The 21449-nt window shown below is 59.6% G+C and carries 22 protein-coding genes and 1 pseudogene; 14 read left to right on the forward strand and 9 right to left on the reverse strand.

The features are described from left to right. Positions 1–4 precede the first annotated feature (4 nt). From L8V22_RS01490 to L8V22_RS01500, 3 genes are all read left to right on the forward strand, one after another. Positions 5–502, forward strand: a complete 498-nt coding sequence (locus L8V22_RS01490) for a CinA family protein (protein WP_238799761.1) — start codon at positions 5–7, stop codon at positions 500–502. A gap of 26 nt (positions 503–528) precedes the next feature. Further along, positions 529–891 carry a helix-turn-helix domain-containing protein gene (locus tag L8V22_RS01495; protein ID WP_238800065.1) on the forward strand — a complete coding sequence of 121 codons (363 nt, stop codon included), beginning with the start codon at positions 529–531 and terminating at the stop codon, positions 889–891. A 188-nt stretch (positions 892–1079) separates the two neighbouring features. Further along, positions 1080–1940, forward strand: a complete 861-nt coding sequence (locus tag L8V22_RS01500; protein ID WP_238799763.1) for a PspA/IM30 family protein — start codon at positions 1080–1082, stop codon at positions 1938–1940. A gap of 74 nt (positions 1941–2014) precedes the next feature. On the opposite strand, the gene L8V22_RS01505 is transcribed toward L8V22_RS01500, so the two are convergent. The 3 genes from L8V22_RS01505 to L8V22_RS01515 are packed head-to-tail and all read right to left on the reverse strand — an operon-like array spanning position 2015 to position 3902. Beyond that, positions 2015–2635 carry an energy-coupling factor transporter transmembrane component T family protein gene (locus tag L8V22_RS01505; RefSeq protein ID WP_238799764.1) on the reverse strand — a complete coding sequence of 207 codons (621 nt, stop codon included), beginning with the start codon at positions 2633–2635 and terminating at the stop codon, positions 2015–2017. 11 nt (positions 2636–2646) lie between these two features. After that, complete coding sequence (locus L8V22_RS01510; protein WP_238799765.1) at positions 2647–3339, reverse strand: energy-coupling factor ABC transporter ATP-binding protein; 693 nt, start codon at positions 3337–3339, stop codon at positions 2647–2649. After that, positions 3339–3902 (reverse strand): biotin transporter BioY, encoded by a 564-nt coding sequence (locus L8V22_RS01515; RefSeq protein WP_238799766.1) that lies wholly within the window; start codon positions 3900–3902, stop codon positions 3339–3341. The genes L8V22_RS01510 and L8V22_RS01515 overlap by 1 nt, the downstream gene beginning before the upstream one ends. Positions 3903–4065: 163 nt before the next feature. On the opposite strand from L8V22_RS01515, the gene L8V22_RS01520 reads away from it, so the two are divergent. The 5 genes from L8V22_RS01520 (at position 4066) to L8V22_RS01540 (ending at position 8511) form a co-directional block, all read left to right on the forward strand. Then, complete coding sequence (locus L8V22_RS01520; protein WP_238799768.1) at positions 4066–4281, forward strand: DUF3046 domain-containing protein; 216 nt, start codon at positions 4066–4068, stop codon at positions 4279–4281. 182 nt (positions 4282–4463) lie between these two features. Beyond that, complete coding sequence (recA, locus tag L8V22_RS01525) at positions 4464–5600, forward strand: recombinase RecA (RefSeq protein WP_238799770.1); 1137 nt, start codon at positions 4464–4466, stop codon at positions 5598–5600. A gap of 51 nt (positions 5601–5651) precedes the next feature. Continuing rightward, complete coding sequence (gene recX / locus L8V22_RS01530) at positions 5652–6254, forward strand: recombination regulator RecX (protein WP_238799772.1); 603 nt, start codon at positions 5652–5654, stop codon at positions 6252–6254. Positions 6255–6299: 45 nt separating this feature from the next. Further along, positions 6300–7862: a tRNA (N6-isopentenyl adenosine(37)-C2)-methylthiotransferase MiaB gene (miaB, locus tag L8V22_RS01535; RefSeq protein WP_238799781.1), complete on the forward strand. Its 1563-nt coding sequence runs from the start codon at positions 6300–6302 to the stop codon at positions 7860–7862. Positions 7863–7884: 22 nt separating this feature from the next. Beyond that, positions 7885–8511, forward strand: a complete 627-nt coding sequence (locus tag L8V22_RS01540) for an Rv2732c family membrane protein (RefSeq protein WP_238799782.1) — start codon at positions 7885–7887, stop codon at positions 8509–8511. A 38-nt stretch (positions 8512–8549) separates the two neighbouring features. On the opposite strand, the gene L8V22_RS01545 is transcribed toward L8V22_RS01540, so the two are convergent. Both L8V22_RS01545 and L8V22_RS01550 read right to left on the reverse strand, forming a co-directional pair. Then, positions 8550–9677 (reverse strand): GNAT family N-acetyltransferase, encoded by a 1128-nt coding sequence (locus tag L8V22_RS01545; protein WP_238799784.1) that lies wholly within the window; start codon positions 9675–9677, stop codon positions 8550–8552. Further along, on the reverse strand, positions 9677–10981 hold the full coding sequence (locus L8V22_RS01550) for a DUF349 domain-containing protein (RefSeq protein WP_238799786.1): 1305 nt from the start codon (positions 10979–10981) through the stop codon (positions 9677–9679). Before L8V22_RS01550 ends, L8V22_RS01545 begins: the two co-directional genes overlap by 1 nt. 136 nt (positions 10982–11117) lie before the next feature. On the opposite strand from L8V22_RS01550, the gene L8V22_RS01555 reads away from it, so the two are divergent. From L8V22_RS01555 to dapF, 3 genes are read left to right on the forward strand one after another with little or no spacing between them, the layout of a single operon-like run. Then, positions 11118–11717, forward strand: a complete 600-nt coding sequence (locus L8V22_RS01555; protein WP_238799788.1) for a hypothetical protein — start codon at positions 11118–11120, stop codon at positions 11715–11717. Next, positions 11717–12613: a tRNA (adenosine(37)-N6)-dimethylallyltransferase MiaA gene (gene miaA / locus L8V22_RS01560; RefSeq protein WP_238799790.1), complete on the forward strand. Its 897-nt coding sequence runs from the start codon at positions 11717–11719 to the stop codon at positions 12611–12613. Before L8V22_RS01555 ends, miaA begins: the two co-directional genes overlap by 1 nt. Before the next feature lie 5 nt (positions 12614–12618). Next, complete coding sequence (dapF, locus tag L8V22_RS01565; RefSeq protein ID WP_238799793.1) at positions 12619–13479, forward strand: diaminopimelate epimerase; 861 nt, start codon at positions 12619–12621, stop codon at positions 13477–13479. 23 nt (positions 13480–13502) lie between these two features. On the opposite strand, the gene L8V22_RS01570 is transcribed toward dapF, so the two are convergent. Together L8V22_RS01570 and L8V22_RS01575 are read right to left on the reverse strand one after the other, a co-directional pair. Then, the gene (locus L8V22_RS01570; protein ID WP_274707477.1) at positions 13503–14114 is read right to left on the reverse strand and encodes a hypothetical protein; all 612 of its coding nucleotides are present in this window, start codon (positions 14112–14114) and stop codon (positions 13503–13505) included. 35 nt (positions 14115–14149) lie between these two features. Further along, complete coding sequence (locus L8V22_RS01575) at positions 14150–14947, reverse strand: hypothetical protein (protein WP_238799796.1); 798 nt, start codon at positions 14945–14947, stop codon at positions 14150–14152. 75 nt (positions 14948–15022) lie between these two features. On the opposite strand from L8V22_RS01575, the gene hflX reads away from it, so the two are divergent. The 3 genes and pseudogenes from hflX to L8V22_RS01590 all read left to right on the forward strand — a co-directional run bounded on the left by hflX (position 15023) and on the right by L8V22_RS01590 (position 18948). Then, a complete protein-coding gene (gene hflX / locus L8V22_RS01580) occupies positions 15023–16516 on the forward strand; it encodes a GTPase HflX (protein ID WP_238799798.1) in 1494 nt (497 codons plus the stop codon). A gap of 30 nt (positions 16517–16546) precedes the next feature. After that, a complete protein-coding gene (locus L8V22_RS01585) occupies positions 16547–17827 on the forward strand; it encodes a uracil-xanthine permease family protein (protein ID WP_269966379.1) in 1281 nt (426 codons plus the stop codon). A gap of 131 nt (positions 17828–17958) precedes the next feature. Further along, positions 17959–18948, forward strand: a pseudogene (locus tag L8V22_RS01590) (HNH endonuclease signature motif containing protein). Between the two features lie 68 nt (positions 18949–19016). Here L8V22_RS01590 and L8V22_RS01595 read toward each other — a convergent pair. Next, positions 19017–19286, reverse strand: a complete 270-nt coding sequence (locus L8V22_RS01595; RefSeq protein WP_238799800.1) for an HPr family phosphocarrier protein — start codon at positions 19284–19286, stop codon at positions 19017–19019. Positions 19287–19340: 54 nt separating this feature from the next. Further along, entirely contained in the window at positions 19341–21443 is a 2103-nt protein-coding gene (locus L8V22_RS01600; protein ID WP_238799801.1) for a PTS fructose transporter subunit IIABC, read from the reverse strand. Positions 21444–21449: the final 6 nt, after the last annotated feature.

The raw sequence follows: 21449 nt of genomic DNA on the forward strand, positions 1-21449 counted from the left end.
ATCCATGAGCACTACGGCGGCTGGTCTGGTATCACAGCTCACCCAGCGTGGCGAAACCGTGTCCTTCTGCGAGTCACTTACTGCCGGGTTGGCTAGCGCTACGGTGGCGTCCGTTCCCGGCGCATCGGCTGTGTTGCGCGGGGGTCTAATCACGTATGCCACCGAGGTGAAATCCCACTTCTTGCGCCAATCTATCGCTGATATCGAGGCCGTCGGCGTGGTTTCCGGCGAGACCGCTCTGGCTATGGCGCGTGCCGCAGTGGCAGAAACCGATGCAGACTGGGGGATAGGCCTTACCGGAGTCGCGGGCCCAGACCGACAAGAGGGCAAGCCAGCAGGCACGGTCTACATTGGAATCTATTCCCCTGGCAGAGTTGCTTTCTCCCAGCTGCTTGCCGGACTAGGGGAAGAACGAAATGAGATCCGAGAGGCCACGGTGGCAGCGGCTTTGCGGATACTAGGAACAGCTTTGGAACAAAATCCGGTAGGGCGGGAACAATAACGGGAAGAGGGGCGTTGACTATAGTGATGAACATTTCTACTGCAGTCCTCGAACACTCGATATCCGGCGCCGCAACACCGGCGGCACCCAGCACTGCTCGTACCCCTGAGCCGCTTTTGCGCGAAGCCCTTGGGTTGACGCTGCGCGCCTTCCGCGCGGACAAGGGAGTAACCTTGCGTGAATTAGCTGGAGTAGCTCGCGTATCCCCAGGATATCTCTCGGAGTTGGAGCGCGGCCGCAAAGAGGTCTCCTCTGAACTGCTCGCGTCTGTATGCCACGCGCTAGATTGCTCGGTGTCTGACGTACTGATCGAAGCCGCCGGTTACATGGCTCTTCCTTCCATGGATGAGGAGCTTGCCCACACGGCGCCTGCCGCATCAGAACTCTAGAGCACCGCGGTTCGCCGTGCCTGCAGCCGGCCTTGTCCATGCGAGGAGGTCGGCTGTGGTGATTATGGGGAGGACGTCGCCAAGCCTCGGCGAAAGTGGGGAGTGCAAGCGGCGGAAACGGCGCTTCGCTACTATAAATTGCAGAACAAAACGCACGTATATTTAGCCAAGGAAGGTTGAAGCACACCATGGCGAACCCATTTGTTAAGGCCTGGAAATACCTGATGGCCCTCTTCGATAACAAGATCGAGGAAAACGCCGATCCGAAGGTACAAATCGAGCAGGCCATCGAGGAAGCTCAGCGTCAGCACCAAGAGCTATCTCAGCAGGCCGCTGCCGTGATTGGTAACCAGCGTCAGCTGGAAATGCAGCTCAACCGCCGCCTGTCTGAGGTAGAAAAGCTGCAGGGGAATGCCCGTCAGGCTCTGGAATTGGCTGACCAGGCCCGTGCCAAGGGCGATGAGAACAAAGCCGTGGAATACGAAAATGCAGCCGAGGCTTTCGCCGCCCAGTTGGTGACTGCGGAGGAATCCGTAGAAGATACCAAGAAGTTGCACGACCAAGCGCTGCAGCAGGCTGAAAAGGCTAAGCATGCGGTTCAGCGCAACAACGCCGCGCTGCGTGAAAAGGTCAATGAGCGCTCCAAACTGCTCTCCCAGCTGGAGCAAGCAAAGATGCAGGAAAAGGTTTCCGAGTCGTTGAACTCCATGAACGAGCTGACCGCTAATGGCAACACTCCATCCCTGGATTCTGTGCGTGATAAGATTGAGCGGCGCTATTCCAAGGCATTGGGCCAAGCCGAGCTTGCAGAGAACTCTGTGGAAAACCGCATGGCAGAGGTGCAGCAGGCTGGCGTGCAGATGGCCGGCCACTCCCGTTTGGAGCAAATTCGCAGCGAAATGAACTCCTCCAAGTCCGTGGAAGGCAATAAAACCCAGGCTATTGAGGGCAATAAAGCTCCCGGCTCTGCTGCCGATAGCGCAGCGCAGCCTGGCACCGCTGCCGACGATGCGGTGCAGGCCCGTTTGCGTGAGTTGCGTGGGGAGTAAAGCCACAACTTCTTAGAAATTACCGCCTTCCCCGAAGAAAATCTCTCGGCCCAGGAAGGCGGTATTTTTAGCTCTCAGTCGCCGACGCCTCGGGCTTGTAGTGCTTCACCCATGGCCCGTGCACGCCGGATGGAGCGAATGATGACAGGGGTGCCAAATGCCAAAGGCGACATGCCAGCACCGCGCGCTTTGCGGGCATCGAGGACCTCATAGACGGTTTCAAACATGAGTGGGATGAGCCGAATCGTCAGTGACATGGCTAGGCTGATGTTTTCTACCGGCACACCTACTCGCTCAAGCGGCTGCAGCGATTCTTCTAAAGACTCCATGATGGCGTCCACAGTGGACGTAAGCGTCAGCAAGAATGCGGCCATCATGGCAGCGAAGACATTGAGGAACATCACCGCCGCATAATCGAAGTCCTTTGCCCACCATTGAAAGCTTGCCAAGGGAACCAAGAATAGCAGCGGTGGCCACACTTGGCTCCAAGCAATGCGCAGTGGAATCTGGGCGCAGCCATAGAGAATGACAACAAAGATGACACCGCCAGCTGCCCACGGAATGGACTTGAAGAAGAGGCTGGTGACCAGAATAAAAACGAGTAGGAATGCGATCTTCCAGCTGGGTTTGAGCCGGTGAACAAAGCTGGTGCCGTCAACATAGACCGAGAGCGGGAGATTCGTGCGTCGCTGCATGGCAATCCTTCCTACAGCGGCCGCTGGGCCATGAGGTTTTGGTAGAAATCTATGACCTCCGCTGGTTGTCCATCAGCGGCGATGCGATGGTCATCGATGCAGATGACACGATCAAAATCGCGGAGAAAATCCAGATCGTGGGTGACTACAATCAGCTGCTGCTCCAGCCGTGCGAATTCCCTTTTGATCCGATCGCGGTTGCGCAGATCCAGCAGGGTAGTGGGCTCATCAGCGATGACGAGAATGGGATCGATAACCATGACGGCTGCCAGCGCGAGGAGCTGCTTTTGTCCGCCGGAAAGTGTATGCGGTGAGCGCTCGGCAAGCTCTCCGAGCCCAAAACGCTCAAGAGCAGCATCTACCCGGGCGGTGCGCTCGTGTTTGGGTAATTTAAAGCGGCGTAGCGAAAATGCCACGTCATCGCGCACATTGGGCATCACAATCTGATTTTCGGCGTCCGAAAAGACAAAGCCTACTTTTTCGCGCACCTTTTTGCCCTGCTTGGCGACGTCCATCTGGTCCACCGTCACCGTACCCTTACTGGGAGCTCCCAGGCCGTTAATGAGCCTAGTCAGCGTGGATTTTCCGCCACCATTTTGGCCGATTATTCCTATGCGCTGTTCAGTAAGCGTGAGGTTGATGTCCTCAAGCACGACGGTGCCATCAAAGGCTACCGTGACCGAGGAAAAATCGATGGTGGGCACTAGGAGGCCTTTCGTCCCATTAGATCGGGGAAAGCTGCATGGACACCGAGAGCGATAATGACGGCTACGACAAGCTTCGCGGCATCTACAGGAATGAAGGGCAGCTGGGCGGCAAAGGCCGGTCCAATCTCCAAGCCGGAGCGGATCATGAGGCCAAAGGCACCGCAGATGTACTGGACGGCGAGGCCGACCATGGCAGCAACGGCGAGTACGAGGGTCATGCCGCCCTTGTTCTTGGGGGAGCGGTAGGCGATAGCGCCGGAAATGGCCGGGGAAAGAACGTAGCCGATGATATAGCCCGCGGTAGGCCCCGCCAGTGCGCGCAGCGTGGTTCCGCCACCGGCCAAAACGGGAAGGGCAAGGCCCAAAAACAAGAAAAGGACACCTACGTATCCGCCGCGTTTGCCGCCCAAAATTAAGCCGGCGAGGATAAGCGCTGCATTTTGCAGCACGATGGGGACGCCTGCCGAGCCGATGGGAATGGAAACGAATGCGAGGACAATGACAAGGGCGGTAAACACGGCAACATATGCAATGGTGGTGGCCAGAGAGTTCTCTTTCATGATGAAGAGGTTAGCACTGCATGAAAACTGCAGACAATTATAGGTTTTGAACGATGTTCATTTAGAGCTTCAAGTTGGGTGCCAAAGGAAAGGCGGTGGACGAACAGTTAGCCTTTACCGGGCTGCTGGCGCGGCCTGTCGCACACTGAGTAGGATGGCCCGCATGCGATTGACCGAGTACCACCAGCTCATTGTGGATGAATTTGGCGAATCTAAGGGGAAATGGATAAGCCATTCGCATGTCTTGCCTGACCTAGGTGCAACCCCGGATGAGCTTATCGAACGCGGCGTCGATCCGCGTCGCGTGTGGCTGAGTCTGTGCGATGACTTTGACGTCCCGAAAGAGCGCAGGTTGGGAGTCGATTATCCGTCTTTGTAGCGCCACTTGGAGCGCCTTAGCGGTGTGTCTGCTTTCGAAATTCGAACAGATGTATGTAATATGGCGGAGGTGTCGACGTAGTCGTCTACAGTGGGATGGCGTTGATGGCGGGAACCGTTTGAGTTTCTCAGCAGTCTAATTATGCGTTAGTACATCGTTTTAGAAGATAGGGATGAAAATTTATGGCAACCAAAAAGAAGTCTTCTTCTGCCGCGGCTAAGGGAGATGACCGCCAGAAGGCGCTCGATGCCGCCATGGCCATGATTGAAAAGGATTATGGCAAGGGCGCTGTCATGCGCTTGGGCGATGACAATCGCCCGCCGATTAAGGCCATTTCTTCGGGCAATACCGCCATCGACGTCGCTCTGGGCATTGGTGGTTTCCCGCGTGGCCGCATCGTAGAGATTTATGGCCCTGAGTCTTCTGGTAAGACCACCGTCGCGCTGCATGCCATCGCATCTGCGCAAAAAGACGGCGGCATTGCCGCGTTTATTGACGCCGAGCATGCTCTCGACCCACAGTATGCTCGCCTTCTTGGCGTGGATACCGATAATCTCTTGGTCTCCCAGCCAGATACCGGCGAGCAGGCCTTGGAAATCGCCGATATGCTGGTGCGCTCCGGCGCTATTGACATCATCGTGGTTGACTCCGTGGCGGCTTTGACCCCGAAGGCGGAAATCGAAGGCGAGATGGGCGATAGCCATGTCGGCCTCCAGGCCCGATTGATGTCGCAGGCACTGCGCAAGATGACCGGTGCGCTGTACAACTCTGGCACCACCGCCATCTTCATTAACCAGCTGCGCGAGAAGATTGGCGTAATGTTTGGCTCGCCTGAGACCACCACTGGTGGTAAGGCGCTTAAGTTCTACTCCTCCGTTCGCTGCGATATTCGCCGCATTCAGACCTTGAAGGATGGCCAGGATGCCATTGGTAACCGCACCAAACTCAAGGTGGTAAAGAACAAGGTTTCCCCACCATTTAAGATTGCCGAGTTCGACATTATGTATGGCGAAGGCATTTCCCGCGAGTCTTCCATCATTGATCTTGGCGTAGAAAATGGCTTTATTCGCAAGTCCGGCTCATGGTTTACCTATGAAGGCGATCAGCTGGGCCAAGGTAAAGAGAAGGCACGTAACTTCCTGAAGGATAACCCGGATCTAGCCAATGAAATTGAGCAAAAGATTTTCCAGAAGCTCGGAATCGGTGAGGCCGCAGCCGAGAGTGAAGAAGCTGCCGCGATGGACGTTCCCGGCGCTGATGACCCATTGACCGATGAGTCCGTGGATCTTGTCCCCAATGTCGATTTTGATGACGACTAAAACCGTCTAGCTTCGTACCCCACCGTCTGCATCCCCTTCTGAATCTGCATTATGAATCAGCCCGCCCCCGAAAAGCTCGCCCAACTCCGACAGGCCCTCGAGGCCTATGAGAGTGGTGCGGCTGGGGGCGGGCTTTTTGATAGGGAAGCAGAAGAAGCCAAGGCTAAGGTTCGCTCCCGCGCTCTAGGACTTTTGGACCAACGATCTAGGTCCCGCAAAGAACTTTCTGACCGCCTGATTAAGGCGGATTTCGAACCGGACCTCATCGAGGACGTACTGGATGATTTGGCCCACACAGGGCTAGTGAATGACGCCGCTTTTGCACGAGAGTGGGTGCGCCAGCGTCATAAGCGTCGCGGGAAGTCTCGCTTGGCGCTTAACAGGGAGTTGCGTGAAAAAGGCGTGAGCGAGGCCGACCGTGCTGAAGCTCTCGAGCAAATCGACCCTGCCGATGAAGAGGCAATGGCGCATGCTTTGGCAGAAAAGAAGGCCGGTTCCATCAAGTCCGTTCCGCCGGATCGCAAGGAGCGCGACAAGGCACTACGACGCATCGTGGGTGTACTTGCTCGCCGTGGTTTCAATGAAGGGATGTCGCTGCAGATTGCCATCGCGGCGCTTGATGCGCGGTGCGCTGAATTGCGCGCAGAACGCTAATCGCGCCCTGTGGGATCGCGCCGGAGGAGCAAAGCTTCGACAGTTATGAGATGCTTAGCTTCATGGCTAAACTATGCCGACGTGGAGCAGACAATCGCAGATACCCGTACTTATGAAGTCCGAACCTTCGGCTGCCAGATGAACGTGCACGATTCCGAGCGCATCTCTGGTCTCTTGGAGGAGGCCGGCTACTCGGCAGCTGGCGAAGATGTAGAGCCAGATCTCATCGTCTTTAATACCTGCGCCGTGCGCGAGAATGCCGATAAGCGGCTCTACGGCACCCTGGGTGCCTTGAAGAAGACGAAAGAAAATCACCCGGGCATGCAGATCGCCGTGGGTGGTTGCTTGGCGCAAAAAGACAAGGACACCGTCCTTGATAATGCCCCGTGGGTAGACGCTGTATTCGGTACTCACAACATGGCTGCGTTGCCGACCCTGCTGGAACGCGCCCGCCACAACGATGAGGCCCAGGTGGAGATCGTCGATTCCCTGGAGGCTTTTCCATCCGTCTTACCTGCCAAGCGCGAGTCTGCCTATGCCGGTTGGGTTTCCGTTTCTGTAGGCTGCAATAACACTTGTACTTTTTGTATTGTGCCGTCTCTGCGTGGCAAGGAAGAGGACCGCCGGCCGGGCGATATTTTGGCTGAGGTCAAAGCGCTGGTGGACCAGGGCGTATCTGAAGTCACCTTGTTGGGACAAAACGTTAACGCCTATGGCGTCAATTTCGCCGACCCAGAGATGCCGCGAGACCGCTTCGCCTTTTCTAAACTTCTGCGTGAGGTAGGCAAGATCGAAGGCCTTGAGCGCCTTCGCTTTACCTCCCCGCACCCGGCGGAGTTTACTTCCGACGTCATTGATGCCATGGCCGAGACCCCCGCCGTGTGCCCGCAGCTGCACATGCCTTTGCAGTCTGGTTCGGACAAGGTCCTCAAGGACATGCGCCGTTCCTATCGCACGAAGAAGTTCCTCCGGATTTTGGATGAGGTACGCGAAAAGATTCCGCACGCCGCGATTACCACGGATATCATCGTGGGCTTCCCCGGAGAGACGGAAGAAGACTTCCAAGATACCATGGAGCTTGTGCGCCGCGCTCGCTTTGCCTCTGCCTTTACCTTCCAGTACTCGCCGCGCCCAGGTACCCCGGCCGCGGAGAGGGAGGATCAAATTCCCAAAGAGGTGGTCCAGGATCGCTTCGAGCGACTCGTCGCGCTGCAAGACAGCATCCAGGCTGAGGAGAACAAAAAGCTCATCAGCACGGACGTGGAGCTATTGGTTCAGGCAGGCGGCGGCCGCAAGAACGATGAGACTCACCGCATGACCGGCCGCGCACGCGATGGCCGCTTAGTACACTTCACCCCAGTTGATTCTGAGGGCGCGGATATTTCCGCCGCGATTCGCCCAGGCGATGTGGTCCATACCCAGGTCACTGGTGCGGGTTCTTTCTTCTTGCTTGCCGACGCCGCCGTTACCTCCCACACCCGCACCAAGGCCGGCGACATGTCTGCTGCCGGCGAGACTCCGACCACCGCGCCCATCGGCGTGGGCTTAGGCCTGCCGTCGATTGGTAAGCCCGCTGCTGCGGAATCTGGCGATTCTTGCGGTTGCTAGTAGGGGAGTAGGCTAGTAAGCCATGACTGAGGAATCTTCGACCACCGCGGCCCAAAAAGCAGCTACTGCGGAGCGCAGAGCAGCACAAACAATGGAACTCGGTGGGCACAGGGTGACGCTGTGCATTGCGGTGGTGGCCTATATCCTCTATCTGATTTTGCCCTACGCCGGCCCAGCCCATGGCTGGGAGGCGTTGACCTTCGGCACCACGTCCAGCGGAGTCAGAATTTCCATCATGGAAACCGTCTCCGCGTGGCTCGCTCTTATTGGTTTGGGCATCCTCACTCCGGTGACGATTTTGACCCGTCGAGCTACGTCGGGGCTTATCGCTTGGATGCTGGTGACTGTGTCCTTCTTCGCCAACCTGTGGGGATTCTGGTTCCGCGGCTCTACGGCTGATGGGGCGTCGTTAGGCATGTGGGTTGGAATGCTGGCAACCTTCCTTGCATTTTTGGCCTATAGCATGGTGGCGTTGCGCCGCAGCCCTGAACAAAAGGCCGCCGAAGCTCAAGTGCGTGCCACCGCCGGACAGCTCGATGAGGTGGGCGAGTTCCAATCCAGTCTTGATTACACACCACGGCAGGAGCCGATAGAGGACACTCGCCGCCAGCAAGCCGCTGAGCGACACCGCGCCCAACGCGGCGAGTAAAGCGCGCCGCCGCGTCTTTTTCTGCAACGCCTGCGGCTCTAGGGCCGCAGGCGCAACTCCCAGGCAGAAGAGCGGGAGAGTTCTCTGGCGCCAAGGCTGCGGTAGATGGCATTCATGGCCCCGTCTTTGGCCGCAACAGAACCGTAGCAACGCCGCACCCGTGGCCAATAACGCGCAACCTCATGTAGCGCTGTGAGCTTAGCTAACTGTGCGAGCCCGCGGCAGCGGTGCGGGCGATCGGTGACGGTCAAAGTCCACTCGCATACCGCAGGATTCGCGTCTTCATGCCTAGCCATTTCTGCCAAAGCGAGGATGTCACCCTCCTCGGCGGTGAGCGCGATAAGCAGTGTATGACCGCGGCGAGAACGCAGCCGGCTGTGGGCTTCGCGCAACCGAGTGCGAGTCCACATGATGGGCTCGACCGTCAGGTCTCCGGTTTCCGCGTCTTTAGATGCTAGGGTGAGCAGCCGCATCACTTCGTCGAGGTAGTCTTCCGGGATGTCGTAATCGGGCCACACCTGTGCTGTGATTCCCGCGGGAAGCAGCGCCGCCACGGGGCTTTCGGGGATATCCATGACAAGCTGGTGTTCCGCATGCCTTTGGGTAAAGCCGAGCTTGCGGTAGACGCTTGCCATGGCGTCGTAGTCTGGGTCCGCACCCGGTGGGTGCAAAAGACCCACGTGGGCTACCGTGCGGCCGAGATTCCGGGCCAGCTCCAGTGCTTTCGATCCCATCCATTCGGCGACTTTGCGCCCATCTTCATCGAGTTGCTCTCCGGGGAGAGGCAAATCGCACAAAACGCATTCAATCTCTGCGGCCTCACGCTCTTCTAAAAGCGGCAAGCTGATGTGGATGAATCCGAGATAGTCCAGTTCTGGGCTGGGATCGACCGCCGGAATCAGTGGCAAACCGAGCTCGGAGACTTCGCCAAGGGTGGAATCGCCGTCAACTACTGCAAAGAGATAAGTTTGTGACTCGCTCGACCCTTGTAGCCGCTGCACCACACGGCCTGGCGACGTTGATGCCGCGGCATCGCCGCTTGCTTCCTGGGCTGCAAGGTTGGCCCAGAAGACGAAGCTACGAATGCAATCCGCGGGTTCTTTAGAACGGGCGTCAGCGGCAGATGCATGCGGCGGCCGCGGCGGCGCAATATGGACGAGGTGCACTACTTATCGTTGACGGCATTAGCGGCGGCGTCGGCAAAAGCCTGCCATTGCTCAGCCTGCGCGCGCAGATCAGCGGCCTTTTTTGCATTGCCCTTGGCCTCAGCTGCCTCGGCCTGGGATTTAAAATCATCGACCTTTGCCTGGAACTGTGCCACACGAGCCTGAGCTTCTGGGTCGGTGCGGCGCCATTCGGACTTCTCCGCCTCGGTCACGCGCTGCTCGAGAGCCTCAATCTTGGATTCGTACTCGCGCACCTGCTTGCGGGGAACGAAGCCGATTTCCTCCCACTTTTCCTGCAACTCGCGCAGCTTGGCCTTAGCGCCCTCGATGCCCTTGGAAGGATCGATCTGGCCGTCGTATTCCGCAATCAAGGCGTCTTTGGCCTTGGCATTTTCTGCAAACTCGCGGTCGCGCTCGTGATTGACGGCGTTGCGAGCGTCGAAGAATTTGTCTTGGGCGGCGCGGAAGCGGGCCCAAAGTTTATCGTCCACCTCGCGCGGGGCGCGGCCGGCTGCTTTCCACTCGGTCATCAAATCACGGTAAGCACGAGCGGTAGGACCCCAATCGGTGGATTCCTGGATGGCTTCGGCGCGCTCGACGAGTTCCTCCTTCTTCTTACGGGCAATTGCACGGGCACGGTCGAGCTCGGCGAAGTGGGAACCGCGGCGGCGGTTGAAGGAATCGCGGGCGCGAGAATAACGCTTCCACAGCGCATCATCAGTCTTGCGGTCGATGCCCTTGATTTGCTTCCACTCTTCCAAGATGGCGCGGATGCGGTCGCCGGCGGCCTTCCATTCGGTGGAGTTTTCCGCAATATCTTCTGCCTCAGCGGCCAGCTTTTCCTTGGCGGCAATAGCTTCCTCGCGGCGGCGTTCCTTATCGGCCTGCGCTTGCTCGCCGGCTTCTACGGAGTGTTCGATTACCGCGTTCAGGCGCTGGTCTAAGGCTGCGATATCCCCAATGACTGCAGCAGTTGGTAGGGTTTCGCGCAACTGGGCTGCACTTCTTTTAATGCCGGCAGCCTCGCTGGGATTAGCGCGCAGACGAGCCTCGAGCAGTTCAATTTCGGTGGAGAGATCGTCGTAGCGCGCGCCGTAGTGCTGCAAGCCTTCCTCAGGGGGTCCGGCCTGCCATTCGCCAATCTTGCGCTCGCCCTCCGGGGCAGAAACGAAGACGGAACCATCCGCGGCGACTCGGCCCCACTTGGCCGGGTCATTCTTGCTCGGTGCCTGTACAGGAACGGGCTTTGCGGTGGGGCGAGGTCCCTTCTTGGGCATGGAACCTGGGGTAGGGATGGGAGTCATGAAAAGCCCTCCTATGCATAGATCGCCGCGCGTCACGGCTGCCGGATAAAATCATTGGATACATTACCGCGAATATCCCGCGCGTGCCCAGATTCCATTTAATTACCTCCACTTGGGTAGATAGTATGGAGGAATAATGTTCAATCTCATGGTTATGCCAGCCTCACCGGCGCTGGCCGTGGAGCTTTCTGCAAATGATGCTGCCTCCCGGGCACTGCTTGCCGCTGCCCGCACCCTTGCGGTGGAGGCTGCGGCGGCCGGACTAACCCAGGTAGATATCGTCGGCAGCCAGGATAAGCGCTGGCATACCGCCCATACCGGCAGTTTGCAGGCTTGGGGAGCCGCGACTGACCTGGGCGGTGGCAACTTTCTGCCGGAGATAATGGCCCGCTACGTGCTGCACAGTGTGCCGCAGCTCCACGTCCGCTCGAGCCGGGAGCACATCGGCCAACCGGATTCGGAGGCATTGACCGTCGTCGTGACGGATGGCAGCGCAGGCCTGACCGAGCGCGCCCCCTTGGCGCTCGTTCCCGGCGCGCAGGAGGCGCACGAGTGGTGCGAGGAGGTACTGATGGGGGCGTCGGCAAGCGGGGCAGGCGAGTGGCTTTCCCAGCGCGGCGTAGAAGAGCCCTTACTTTGGGAGGCATTGGCGGGGCTACAGCCGAAGAAGTCGCAGTTGCTTGCTACCGACGCAGCCCTAGGCGTTGGTCGCTATGTCGCAGGATGGGAGGTCTAATGCGCCCGATTGCAGTCTTTGGCCCCACCGCCTCGGGCAAATCTGCCTTGGGTCTGGCGCTTGCGCATGAACTGGACGGTGAGGTGGTCAACGTAGATTCCATGCAGCTTTATCGCGGCATGGATATTGGCACCGCAAAGCTCACTCCGGCCGAGCGCGAGGGGATCCCGCACCATCAGCTCGATGTGTGGGAGGTGACCCAGACCGCTTCTGTGGCGCGCTACCAGCGCGATGCCATCGCGGACGTGGAAGGGATCATGGCCCGCGGCAAAACCCCCATCTTGGTTGGCGGGTCCATGCTCTATGCCCAAGCGCTTGTCGACGACTGGCAGTTCCCACCCACCGACCCCACCGTGCGCGCCAAGTACGAGGCGCGGCGCGTGGAAATTGGCACGGACGCGTTACACGCAGAGCTGGCGCAGGTGGATCCGGCCGCGGCCGCCATTATTGAAGATAAGGACCCACGCCGTACTGTCCGCGCGCTCGAGGTCATTGAACTAACCGGCAAGCCCTATAAGGCCAGCCAACCGCCGAAGAACGCCCCGCCGCGGTGGGGCACCCGCCTGCTGGGGCTGCGCACCACCGCGGATTGGTTGAATCCGCGCATCGAGCTGCGTACGCACCAGATGTTTGAGCGCGGACTTATCGAAGAAGTTGAGCACCTGCAAACTCAAGGCTTGGTGGCCGATTCCACCGCCGGCCGCGCGATCGGCTATGCGCAGGTATTTCAAGCCCAGCGCGGCGACCTCACCTGGGATGAGGCCGTCGAACGCACGATTACCGGCACCCGGCGGTATGTACGCCGTCAACGCTCCTGGTTCAACCGTGATAAACGCATTACATGGCTGGATGCTGCGGGTGATACGACCGCCCAGGCCTTGCTCGCGCTAGGGTAGGGAGCATGAAATTTGCCAAGGGCCATGGAACTGAGAACGACTTCGTCATCGTCGAGGACCCCGCGGCCGCCACGCCGCTTGCACCTGCGCGCGTAGCGGCCCTGTGCGATCGCCGCGCCGGCATTGGTGGCGATGGCTTGCTGCGTGTCGTGCGTGCCGATGCCTTGCTTGCGGCCGGTGAAATCGAGGCGCTGGCCGAGGACATCGCGCCCGATGCCTGGTTCATGGATTATCGCAACGCCGACGGCTCCGTGGCCGAAATGTGTGGAAATGGCACCCGCGTTTTCGCTCACTGGCTGCGTTCGCGTGGCCTCGTGGAGGAAGACGAATTCACCATTGGCACTCGCGCCGGTGCGAAACGCGTTAAGGTGCACTCTTTTGATGAGCACGCGGCCGAGGTCACCGTGGAAATGGGCCCGGCCGAAGTAATGGGCGTGTCCACTGCTTCAATGGCTGGTGAGAGTTACGCCGGTCTGGGCATAGACATGGGCAACCCTCATCTGGCGGCCGTGGTTCCGGGTTTAGAAGCAGAGGAGCTGGCGGCAAAAACTCTGGAGCAGCCCGTCATCGATGATGCTTTCTTCCCCGCTGGCGTGAATGTGGAGATTGTGACCCCTCTGCGCGACGGCCACGTGCACATGCGTGTCTTCGAGCGCGGAGTAGGAGAGACCCGTTCCTGCGGAACCGGCACTGTGGCGGCCGCGACTGCCGCGCTTGCCGACGCCGCCGTTGACCACACCACCACCCCTCATGGCACCGTGCACGTACACGTGCCCGGCGGTGAGGTGACCGTGGAAATCTATGAGGGCGGCTCGCGCCTGACCGGCCCGTCCGCCATTATCGCCACCGGCGAGACCTCGCTGTAGACCGCGGCCTGCCCGGTGAGTGCTTAGGCGCTGTGCCCTTCGCGTTGTTCGTCCTCGAAGGCTTGCTCTTCGAGGGCTTGGCGGCGCAGGGTGCGGTTTTCCACTTCGTTCTTTTCATATTTCGGCCCGAGCGCAAAGGCAGCGCGGCGGGCTGAAAGCCATGTTTCTTTGAGCTCGCGGGCCCTTCCATCGGTTACCTTGAGCAAAGAATCCAGCTCGTTCGTGCTGACCTCTTCCGCGTTCACGCGCAGGTTCAACCGGCGCAGGAAACGCCGGGCGCCCGACAGCTCATAGTGGAAGGCTTCGATGCTGGGGTCAGAGCAATCCAAATCTAAAAGCGCCGGCCGGTAGAGCGTGCGGTCTGCGATTTTTTCGGCTGCCTCGGAAGATTGGAAGTCTTCGTATTCTGCAATGACGTCTTCGATATCTTCGGCAGAGAGGCGAATTGAGCCGCGTAGCGCCGCCTGCTCAGAAGCATCCGGGCGGGTATAGAGCATGAGCAGGGCTGCCGCAATCAGCAGCGCTGCGATGAAAAGACCAGGGATTTTGAGGGTCGCCACAACCGCTACTGATCCCACTAATATCAGCACAAGAACTAGTACGCGCCGGTTCCGCGCGTTTTCAGGAAATGGCATCCACACAGCTACTCCATTAGGCCTTTGCGTCCGTTTTAGTGGCCGCCGCAGCCGCAGCCGCCGGAGCCACAACCGCAGCCCGCACCATCGCCGCAACCGCCGCTGGGCAGCTCGATGGAAGCGGTAAGCATGGCGGTGCCGGCCACGATAGAGTCCTTCGCCGGCAGCTCTTGGACCTCTGCGGGAAGGCAGAGGTCGAAGGGGAAGAGGCCATCCATAACGAGGTGGGCGAATTTCTCGCCGGTGAGCTCGTTGGTGCGCCATTCGGATTCCATGACGCGGGCCGCGAAGGTAGCGGCCGGAGTGGGAACTTCCGCCCCAGAACCGGAAGAAATTACCTTCGCTCCAGCGGACTCAAAGAGCTCTGGGAATTCGCCCTTGGCCTCCTCATAAGCTGCAGCGGACTCATAGGTGCGCACATCAAGGCCCATCGCAGTAAGGGAAATTTGCTGCCATTGCTGCAAGGGTTCGTCGACAAGCAAAGGCCCCTGCGCCAGGTTCGCGGTGGCCTGGGCGATGGTGGTACCGAAAGGATCGATGATTTCCAGTAGAGCAAGAACATCGTTGACCATCTCCACGTGGGCGAACCCCTGCGTGACGGCATTAAAGCCAATGAAGGTGGCAAAAGGCTCTACCGCGAGGACATTGAGCTGCGCACCCGAGGGATCAGTGAACTGAATTAGCTGGCCCCCGCGAACCTCACCGGTGACGGCCAAGCGGTCGCTAGCGATGGCGGCTTCGACGGCATCTTGCCAGCGTTCGAAATTGAGGCCAATGGCCTGCATCTCGGTATTCTGCTTCACCCCGGTGTCCTTAACGTTCATGCTCGCCATTGTATCGCCTTGTGGAGCCAGTTAAGAATCTGCAATTCCCGCTTTCGGCCGCAACGTGTCAAAATGGACGGTAGTATGACCGAATTTTCCCAGCACAATAACGACGATCTCCTCGCCCGCGCATTCCGCGATAACGATGCCCCGGCCGCGCCGGAGGCGACACCCACCACTGGTGACCTCGACCTGGCAGAACGCAACGCTTTTCGCCGCGTAACCCGCGAGACCACCATCCGCGCCGCGGACACCACCGACGGCTACGAGGTGGAGTACCGAAAGCTGCGCCTCGAGCGCGTCATTTTGGTCGGCGTGTGGACCGAGGGCACCGTGGCCGAGGTGGAGGCCACCATGGATGAGCTAGCTGCGTTGACCGAGACCGCCGGTGCCGAAGTAGTAGAAATGATCTACCAAAAGCGTGATAAGCCAGATTCTGGCACGTTCATCGGCTCCGGAAAGGTCAAAGAACTGCGCGATATTGTCGAGGCTACCGGCGCCGATACCGTGGTCTGCGATGGTGAGCTTAACCCCGGCCAGCTCACCGCACTCGAGCGGGCGCTCAATACCAAGGTCATCGACCGCACGATGCTCATCCTTGATATCTTTGCCCAGCACGCCAAGTCCAAAGAGGGTAAAGCCCAGGTGTCCTTGGCGCAGTTGGAGTATCTCTATACCCATACCCGCGGTTGGGGCGGCAATCTCTCGCGCCAGGCGGGCGGCCGCGCCGGTTCCAACGGCGGCGTGGGACTGCGCGGTCCCGGTGAGACCAAGATTGAGACCGATCGCCGTCGCATCCGCACCGAGATGGCTCGCCTGCGCAAAGAACTGCGCGCAATGAAGACTGCCCGTGAAGTCAAGCGTTCCAAGCGCCAGCGATCGACCATCGCGCAGATCGCTATTGCGGGCTACACTAACGCCGGAAAATCTTCGCTCATTAACGCCATGACCGGTGCGGGCGTGCTGGTGGAGGACGCGCTTTTTGCTACGTTGGATCCCACCACTCGCCGTGCCACGCTTGCAGACGGCCGCCAGCTTGTCTTCACCGACACCGTCGGCTTCGTTCGCCACCTGCCCACGCAGCTAGTCGAGGCCTTCAAATCCACCTTGGAGGAGGTGCTGGCCGCCGATATCATGCTGCACGTGGTCGACGGCTCTGACCCATTCCCGCTCAAGCAGATTGAGGCGGTCAACCAGGTCATTTATGACATTGTCGCTGAGACCGGCGAGCAGGCCCCGCCGGAGATTATCGTGATTAACAAGATCGATCAGGCCGATCCACTCGTGCTCGCCGAGCTGCGTCACGTTCTCGACCACGAAGACGTGGTCTACGTATCTGCGCGCACAGGCGAGGGAATCGATGACCTAACCGCGCGCGTGGAGCTCTTCCTCAACTCTCGCGATAGCCACGTTAAGCTGCAAGTTCCTTTCACTCGCGGCGATGTGGTGGCCCGCGTTCACGCCGAGGGCACGGTGCGCCACGAGGAGTATACGGCCGACGGCACGCTTGTCGACGTCCGCCTTCCCACACCCGTCGCCCGCGAACTTGCCGAATTCATCGTGGAGGAAGTTTCTTAAAACCGCCCGGGTGATCCATAATTAAGGCTCGTGAGCTTAAAAGGTTGGACCGTCCATGGAGACGGTAAGAAGATTGCACCGGGCGCGGTTGTAGCGCCGGAAGAACGACTCAGCTGGGGCCGCACTATCGGCATCGGTATGCAGCACGTGGTAGCCATGTTCGGCGCCACGCTGCTAGTTCCCACCTTGACCGGATTCCCCGTCAATACGACGCTGCTCTTTTCCGGCCTCGGAACCATTTTGTTCCTACTTATCACGCGCAATCGCTTACCGTCCTATCTCGGCTCCTCTTTCGCGTTCATCGCACCGCTATCTGCTTCGCAGCAGTACGGTATCGCCGCGCAGGCCGGTTCCATTCTGGTCACCGGCCTCGTCTTGGCCGCTGTCGGTGTGGCCGTAAAATTTGCCGGGCGTCGCGTACTGGACGCCGTCATGCCTCCGGCCGTAACCGGTGCGATCGTGGCGCTTATCGGACTGAACTTGGCGCCGAATGCGGCGTCGAACTTCGCCTCTCAGCCGCTCGTGGCCGCGGTGACACTGCTCGTTATCCTGCTGGCTACCGTCGCTGGTCGCGGCATGATCTCGCGCCTGTCCATCTTGCTTGGCGTGGTTATCGGTTGGATCTTCGCCGCGCTGACCGGCAACCTCGGCGATGACGCCGTCGCAGCCATTGATGCCGCCCCGTGGGTAGGTCTGCCGGAATTCCACGCGCCTTCCTTCAACCTCTCCGCCATCGCCGTGGCACTGCCTGTGCTGGTGGTGCTCATCGCGGAAAATGTCGGTCACGTCAAGGCCGTCTCCGAGATGACTAAGCGCGACCTCGATGACCTGGCCGGCGACGCCCTGATTGCCGACGGCCTCGCTTCCACCCTCGCCGGCGGGTTCGGCGGTTCCGGTACCACCACCTACGCCGAAAACATCGGCGTCATGGCCGCGACTCGCGTGTATTCAACTGCCGCGTACTGGGTGGCTGCCTTTACCGCCATCCTGTTGGCCTTCGTGCCGAAATTTGGCGCGCTAATTTTCACCATTCCTACCGGCGTTCTAGGCGGCGCCTGCATCGTGCTTTACGGGCTCATTGGCATGCTGGGCGTGCGCATCTGGATGGACAATAAGGTCAACTTCAATAACCCGGTCAATCTGACCGCGGCCGCGGTGGCACTGATTGCGGGTATCGGTAACCTTACCCTTAGCGTGGGTGGGGTCTCCCTCGAGGGCATTGCGTGGGGCTCGGTGGGCATCATCGTGGCCTATCCGATTATGAAACGCCTCTACGATTCCGTCGGCGAGGGCCACGCCGCCAAGTATTAATTTTCCTGTTGTGGATAACTGCCCCTCGTGCGCCCGCGGCGGGCATTGTTGTTGACGGGCCAACGTGGGTTATCCACACCGAGTTGCTAAGTGGCTGGTGCGGTGCTGAGCAGCCTGTTTAACTCAGCGGCATGACCGCATTGGACGCATACTTAAATGCCGTGAGCAGCGGCATGGACATCGTCGCCGCCGCTTACGGGCTAAGTGATCGCGCGCTCATTGCGCGAGGCGCTTCCGATATCGCCGCGCGTGATCTGCTGCGTTTGTGCGATACCTACTTCGGCCGGTGCGGCTTTCCTGCTAAACAACGGGCAGCGAGAAAAACGACGCATTCCCTCGACGTTCTGCAGCTTATTGAGAAATATGCCCTGCGCTTGCCGACGCAGCGCGAGGCCTGGACCCTTCGCTCCGAACTATGTGCCTTTCGCGGCAGCGCTACGGCGCTTGAAAAACGTGCGCGAACCCTGGTACGCGAGCTTCGCCCGCGTCGCGCGCCAGAAAAGGGAGTGCGCATTACCCGCCGCTCCGGCGGTCCGTGGTCGCTGACCATTACTGGGGATTCGGCCGACGTGGCGGATATGCACGCTGCCTTGGATTCCAATAAGCCACTGGAATCTGCCAAAGATCTTTTTCTCGGCAAGGCAAATGGGGCGCGGGCGACGGTGACAACGCAGGTGGTACTCACCTTGGATGAGCTCGACCGAATCGTCGACGGCGGCGGCGAGGAAATTACCCTTCAACTCACCAATGGCGCACGAATGACAGGTGCTGAGCTGGTGGCGCGGACGCTGAGTGACCACGGCTATGTCACGCTCGTCCATCCGCATGAAGGGCCGGTGAACCTCTACCGGACCTCTCGCTTAGCCAACGACAAGCAGCGGTTGATGGCGGCTGCGGTGAATCCGGTATGCCCGTGGGAGAGCTGCAATTACCCTGCAGATAAGTGCCAAATTCACCACCTGAAGGCCTAGAAACATGGCGGCGAGACCAATGCTGCGAACCTCACGACGTGTTGTCCTTACCACAACGGCGTCAACGACGATGATCCCAATGCCCCGCCTCGCCGCGGCCGACTTGCGCGTGTACGCGGGAAGGTGACATGGGTGCCACCGTGGGGATAGGTGGCGCCGGCAAGCAAAAAGCTCCCCGCCGCACGGGTGGGGAGCATTTAGCCGATCCGTTTTAGAGCTTAGGAAGCATCCAAGTCCTTCTCGATGAGAGCAGCAATCTTTTCGACTGCTTCTTCGCTTTCAGAGGTAACGGTAACCTCATCGCCCTGCTCGGCGCCAAGAGCCATGATCATCAAAGAAGAGGCTGCATCGGTCTCATCCTCATCATCATCGCCGACCAAGTTGAGGAAGATATCCTCATCGAACTCGCTGGCAGCGTCCGCAATAATAGATGCAGGACGAGCGTGAAGGCCTACGGAAGAGCCAACCTTTACAGTCTTGGAAGCCATGAAAAATATCCTTTCTTATGGGGATTGATGCAATCCAGTGTACGAGTGTTTGGTTTAGGCCGCCACGTTCCGAGCGGCTTCTTCGACGGCCTTATTGGGCCAGAACTGCTTCATCGCCAACACCGCCGCGGTCGAGACAACCACGCCGGCCGCAATGGCGACGAGATAGCCCCAGAACGGGTCGATGGCGAAGAGGACGAACACGCCACCATGCGGCGCACGGGAGCCGACCGACAAGGCCATCGAAATCGCGCCCGTCACCGCGCCGCCGGCCATCATCGAGGGGATAACGCGGAACGGGTCGGCCGCTGCGAAGGGGATGGCGCCTTCCGAGACGAAGGAAAGACCCAGTAGCCACGCCGACTTGCCGTTTTCCTGCTCGGCCGGGGTAAACAGCGACTTGCGGATGAACGTAGCCAGCGACAGCGCAATCGGTGCAACCATGCCGGAAGCCATGACAGCGGCCATAATTTGCATGGAGGATTCGTCGCCGGTGGACAGTCCGGCCGTGGCGAAGAGGTAGGCCGCCTTATTAACGGGACCGCCCAAGTCGAAGCACATCATCAAGCCGAGGATGATACCTAAGAGCACGGCCGAGGAGCCGGACATAGACGACAGCCAATTTTGCAGGCCGTCCATGATAGCTGCCAGCGGTGCACCCAGCAGCAGGTACATTGCAAGGCCGACGATTAGCGAGGTCAGCAGTGGGATGATGACTACTGGCATGAGCGAGCCCAGCCAGCGCGGCACCTTCCAATTGCCAATCCACATAGCGATAAAGCCCGCCAGAAGGCCGGTTACCAGGCCACCGATGAATCCGGCGCCTAGGGTGACTGCGATTGCGCCGCCCGCGAAGCCTGGGGCGATGCCCGGACGGCCGGCAAGCGCGTATGCGATATAGCCCGACAGCGCGGCGACGATAAAACTCATCGCAGCTTGGCCGACGGCGAAGAGAACAGCGCCGAGATACAGCAAGAGCCCAGAGCGCTCAAAGTGCATGGGCTCGCCATCTACAGTTACGTCATGGCCAGGAAGATTGCCTAGTGAGAAATCCGTAGACAGCGCCTTCCAGCCATCGGCCATATCGGCGCCGCCGAAGAGGAAGCCTAGTGCGAGCAACAGGCCACCGGCCGCGACGAACGGGACCATATAGGACACGCCAGTCATAATGGCCTGTTGGATGCGCTTGCCCCAACCAAGCGACTTACCTTCCTCTTCCGCATCGGCGCGGGTGGCCGTGCCGGAAACCTTGTGGGCGTGGGGGTTGTGGGCGGCGGCAACGGCCTCGTCGAGCATGGTGCCGGGCTCGTTAATGGCGCGCTTGACGCCGGATTCGATCACCGGCTTGCCGGCGAAGCGTTCGCGGTCGCGCACGCCAACGTCTGTGGCAAAGATAACGGCATCGGCCGCGTCGATTGCGGCTTGGGAAACGGACTCGTTATTCGACGAGCCTTGGGTCTCCACGGTCAGCGATATGTCATCGCGCTCGGTCGCGGTTTGGGTGAGGGCATCGGCCGCCATGTAGGTGTGCGCGATACCGGTAGGGCAAGCGGTGATGGCCACGATGCGGGTGACTTCAGTAGAAGTCTTTGCGCTGGCGGTGGTCGCGGCCGAGGACGTGGCGGCGGAGGTGCCAGCAGCAGCGGGTCCTGCGGTGGTGCCCTGAGAAGCCGACTCTTCGGCCGGTTTCTTCTTCGGTTTTTCTGCGTTGACTACATCCAGTACGAGTCGAACGATTTCTTCCTTGGTGGGTGCGCTGCGCAGTGCCTCGAGGAAGTCTTTGCGCACTAAGGCACGTGCCAACTTGGATAGAATCTTAAGGTGGGCTTTGCCACCGCCGGCCGGAGCGGCGATGAGGAATACTAGCCGGGCGTCGCCGTCAGGGCCGGAGAAGTCCACACCGCGGCTGAGGCGGGCAAAAGCGAGGGTAGGTTCAGTAACTGCCTCGGAGCGGCAGTGTGGAATGGCAACGCCGCCCGGGACACCGGTACCGGCCTTGGCCTCGCGGTCGATGGCGGGCTGGGCCAATCCGGCAATATCGGTGGCTCGGCCGGTGGCATGGACCAGTGTCGCCAGGTTGGTAATAACGGAGTCCACGCTGTCGCCGAAGTCGGCGTCGAGCGCGACTAGGTCGGAAGTGATGAGGTCGGAAGCCATGATGCG

It is taken from the genome of Corynebacterium yonathiae (genome assembly GCF_027570195.1).
GTDB lineage: Bacteria > Actinomycetota > Actinomycetes > Mycobacteriales > Mycobacteriaceae > Corynebacterium > Corynebacterium yonathiae.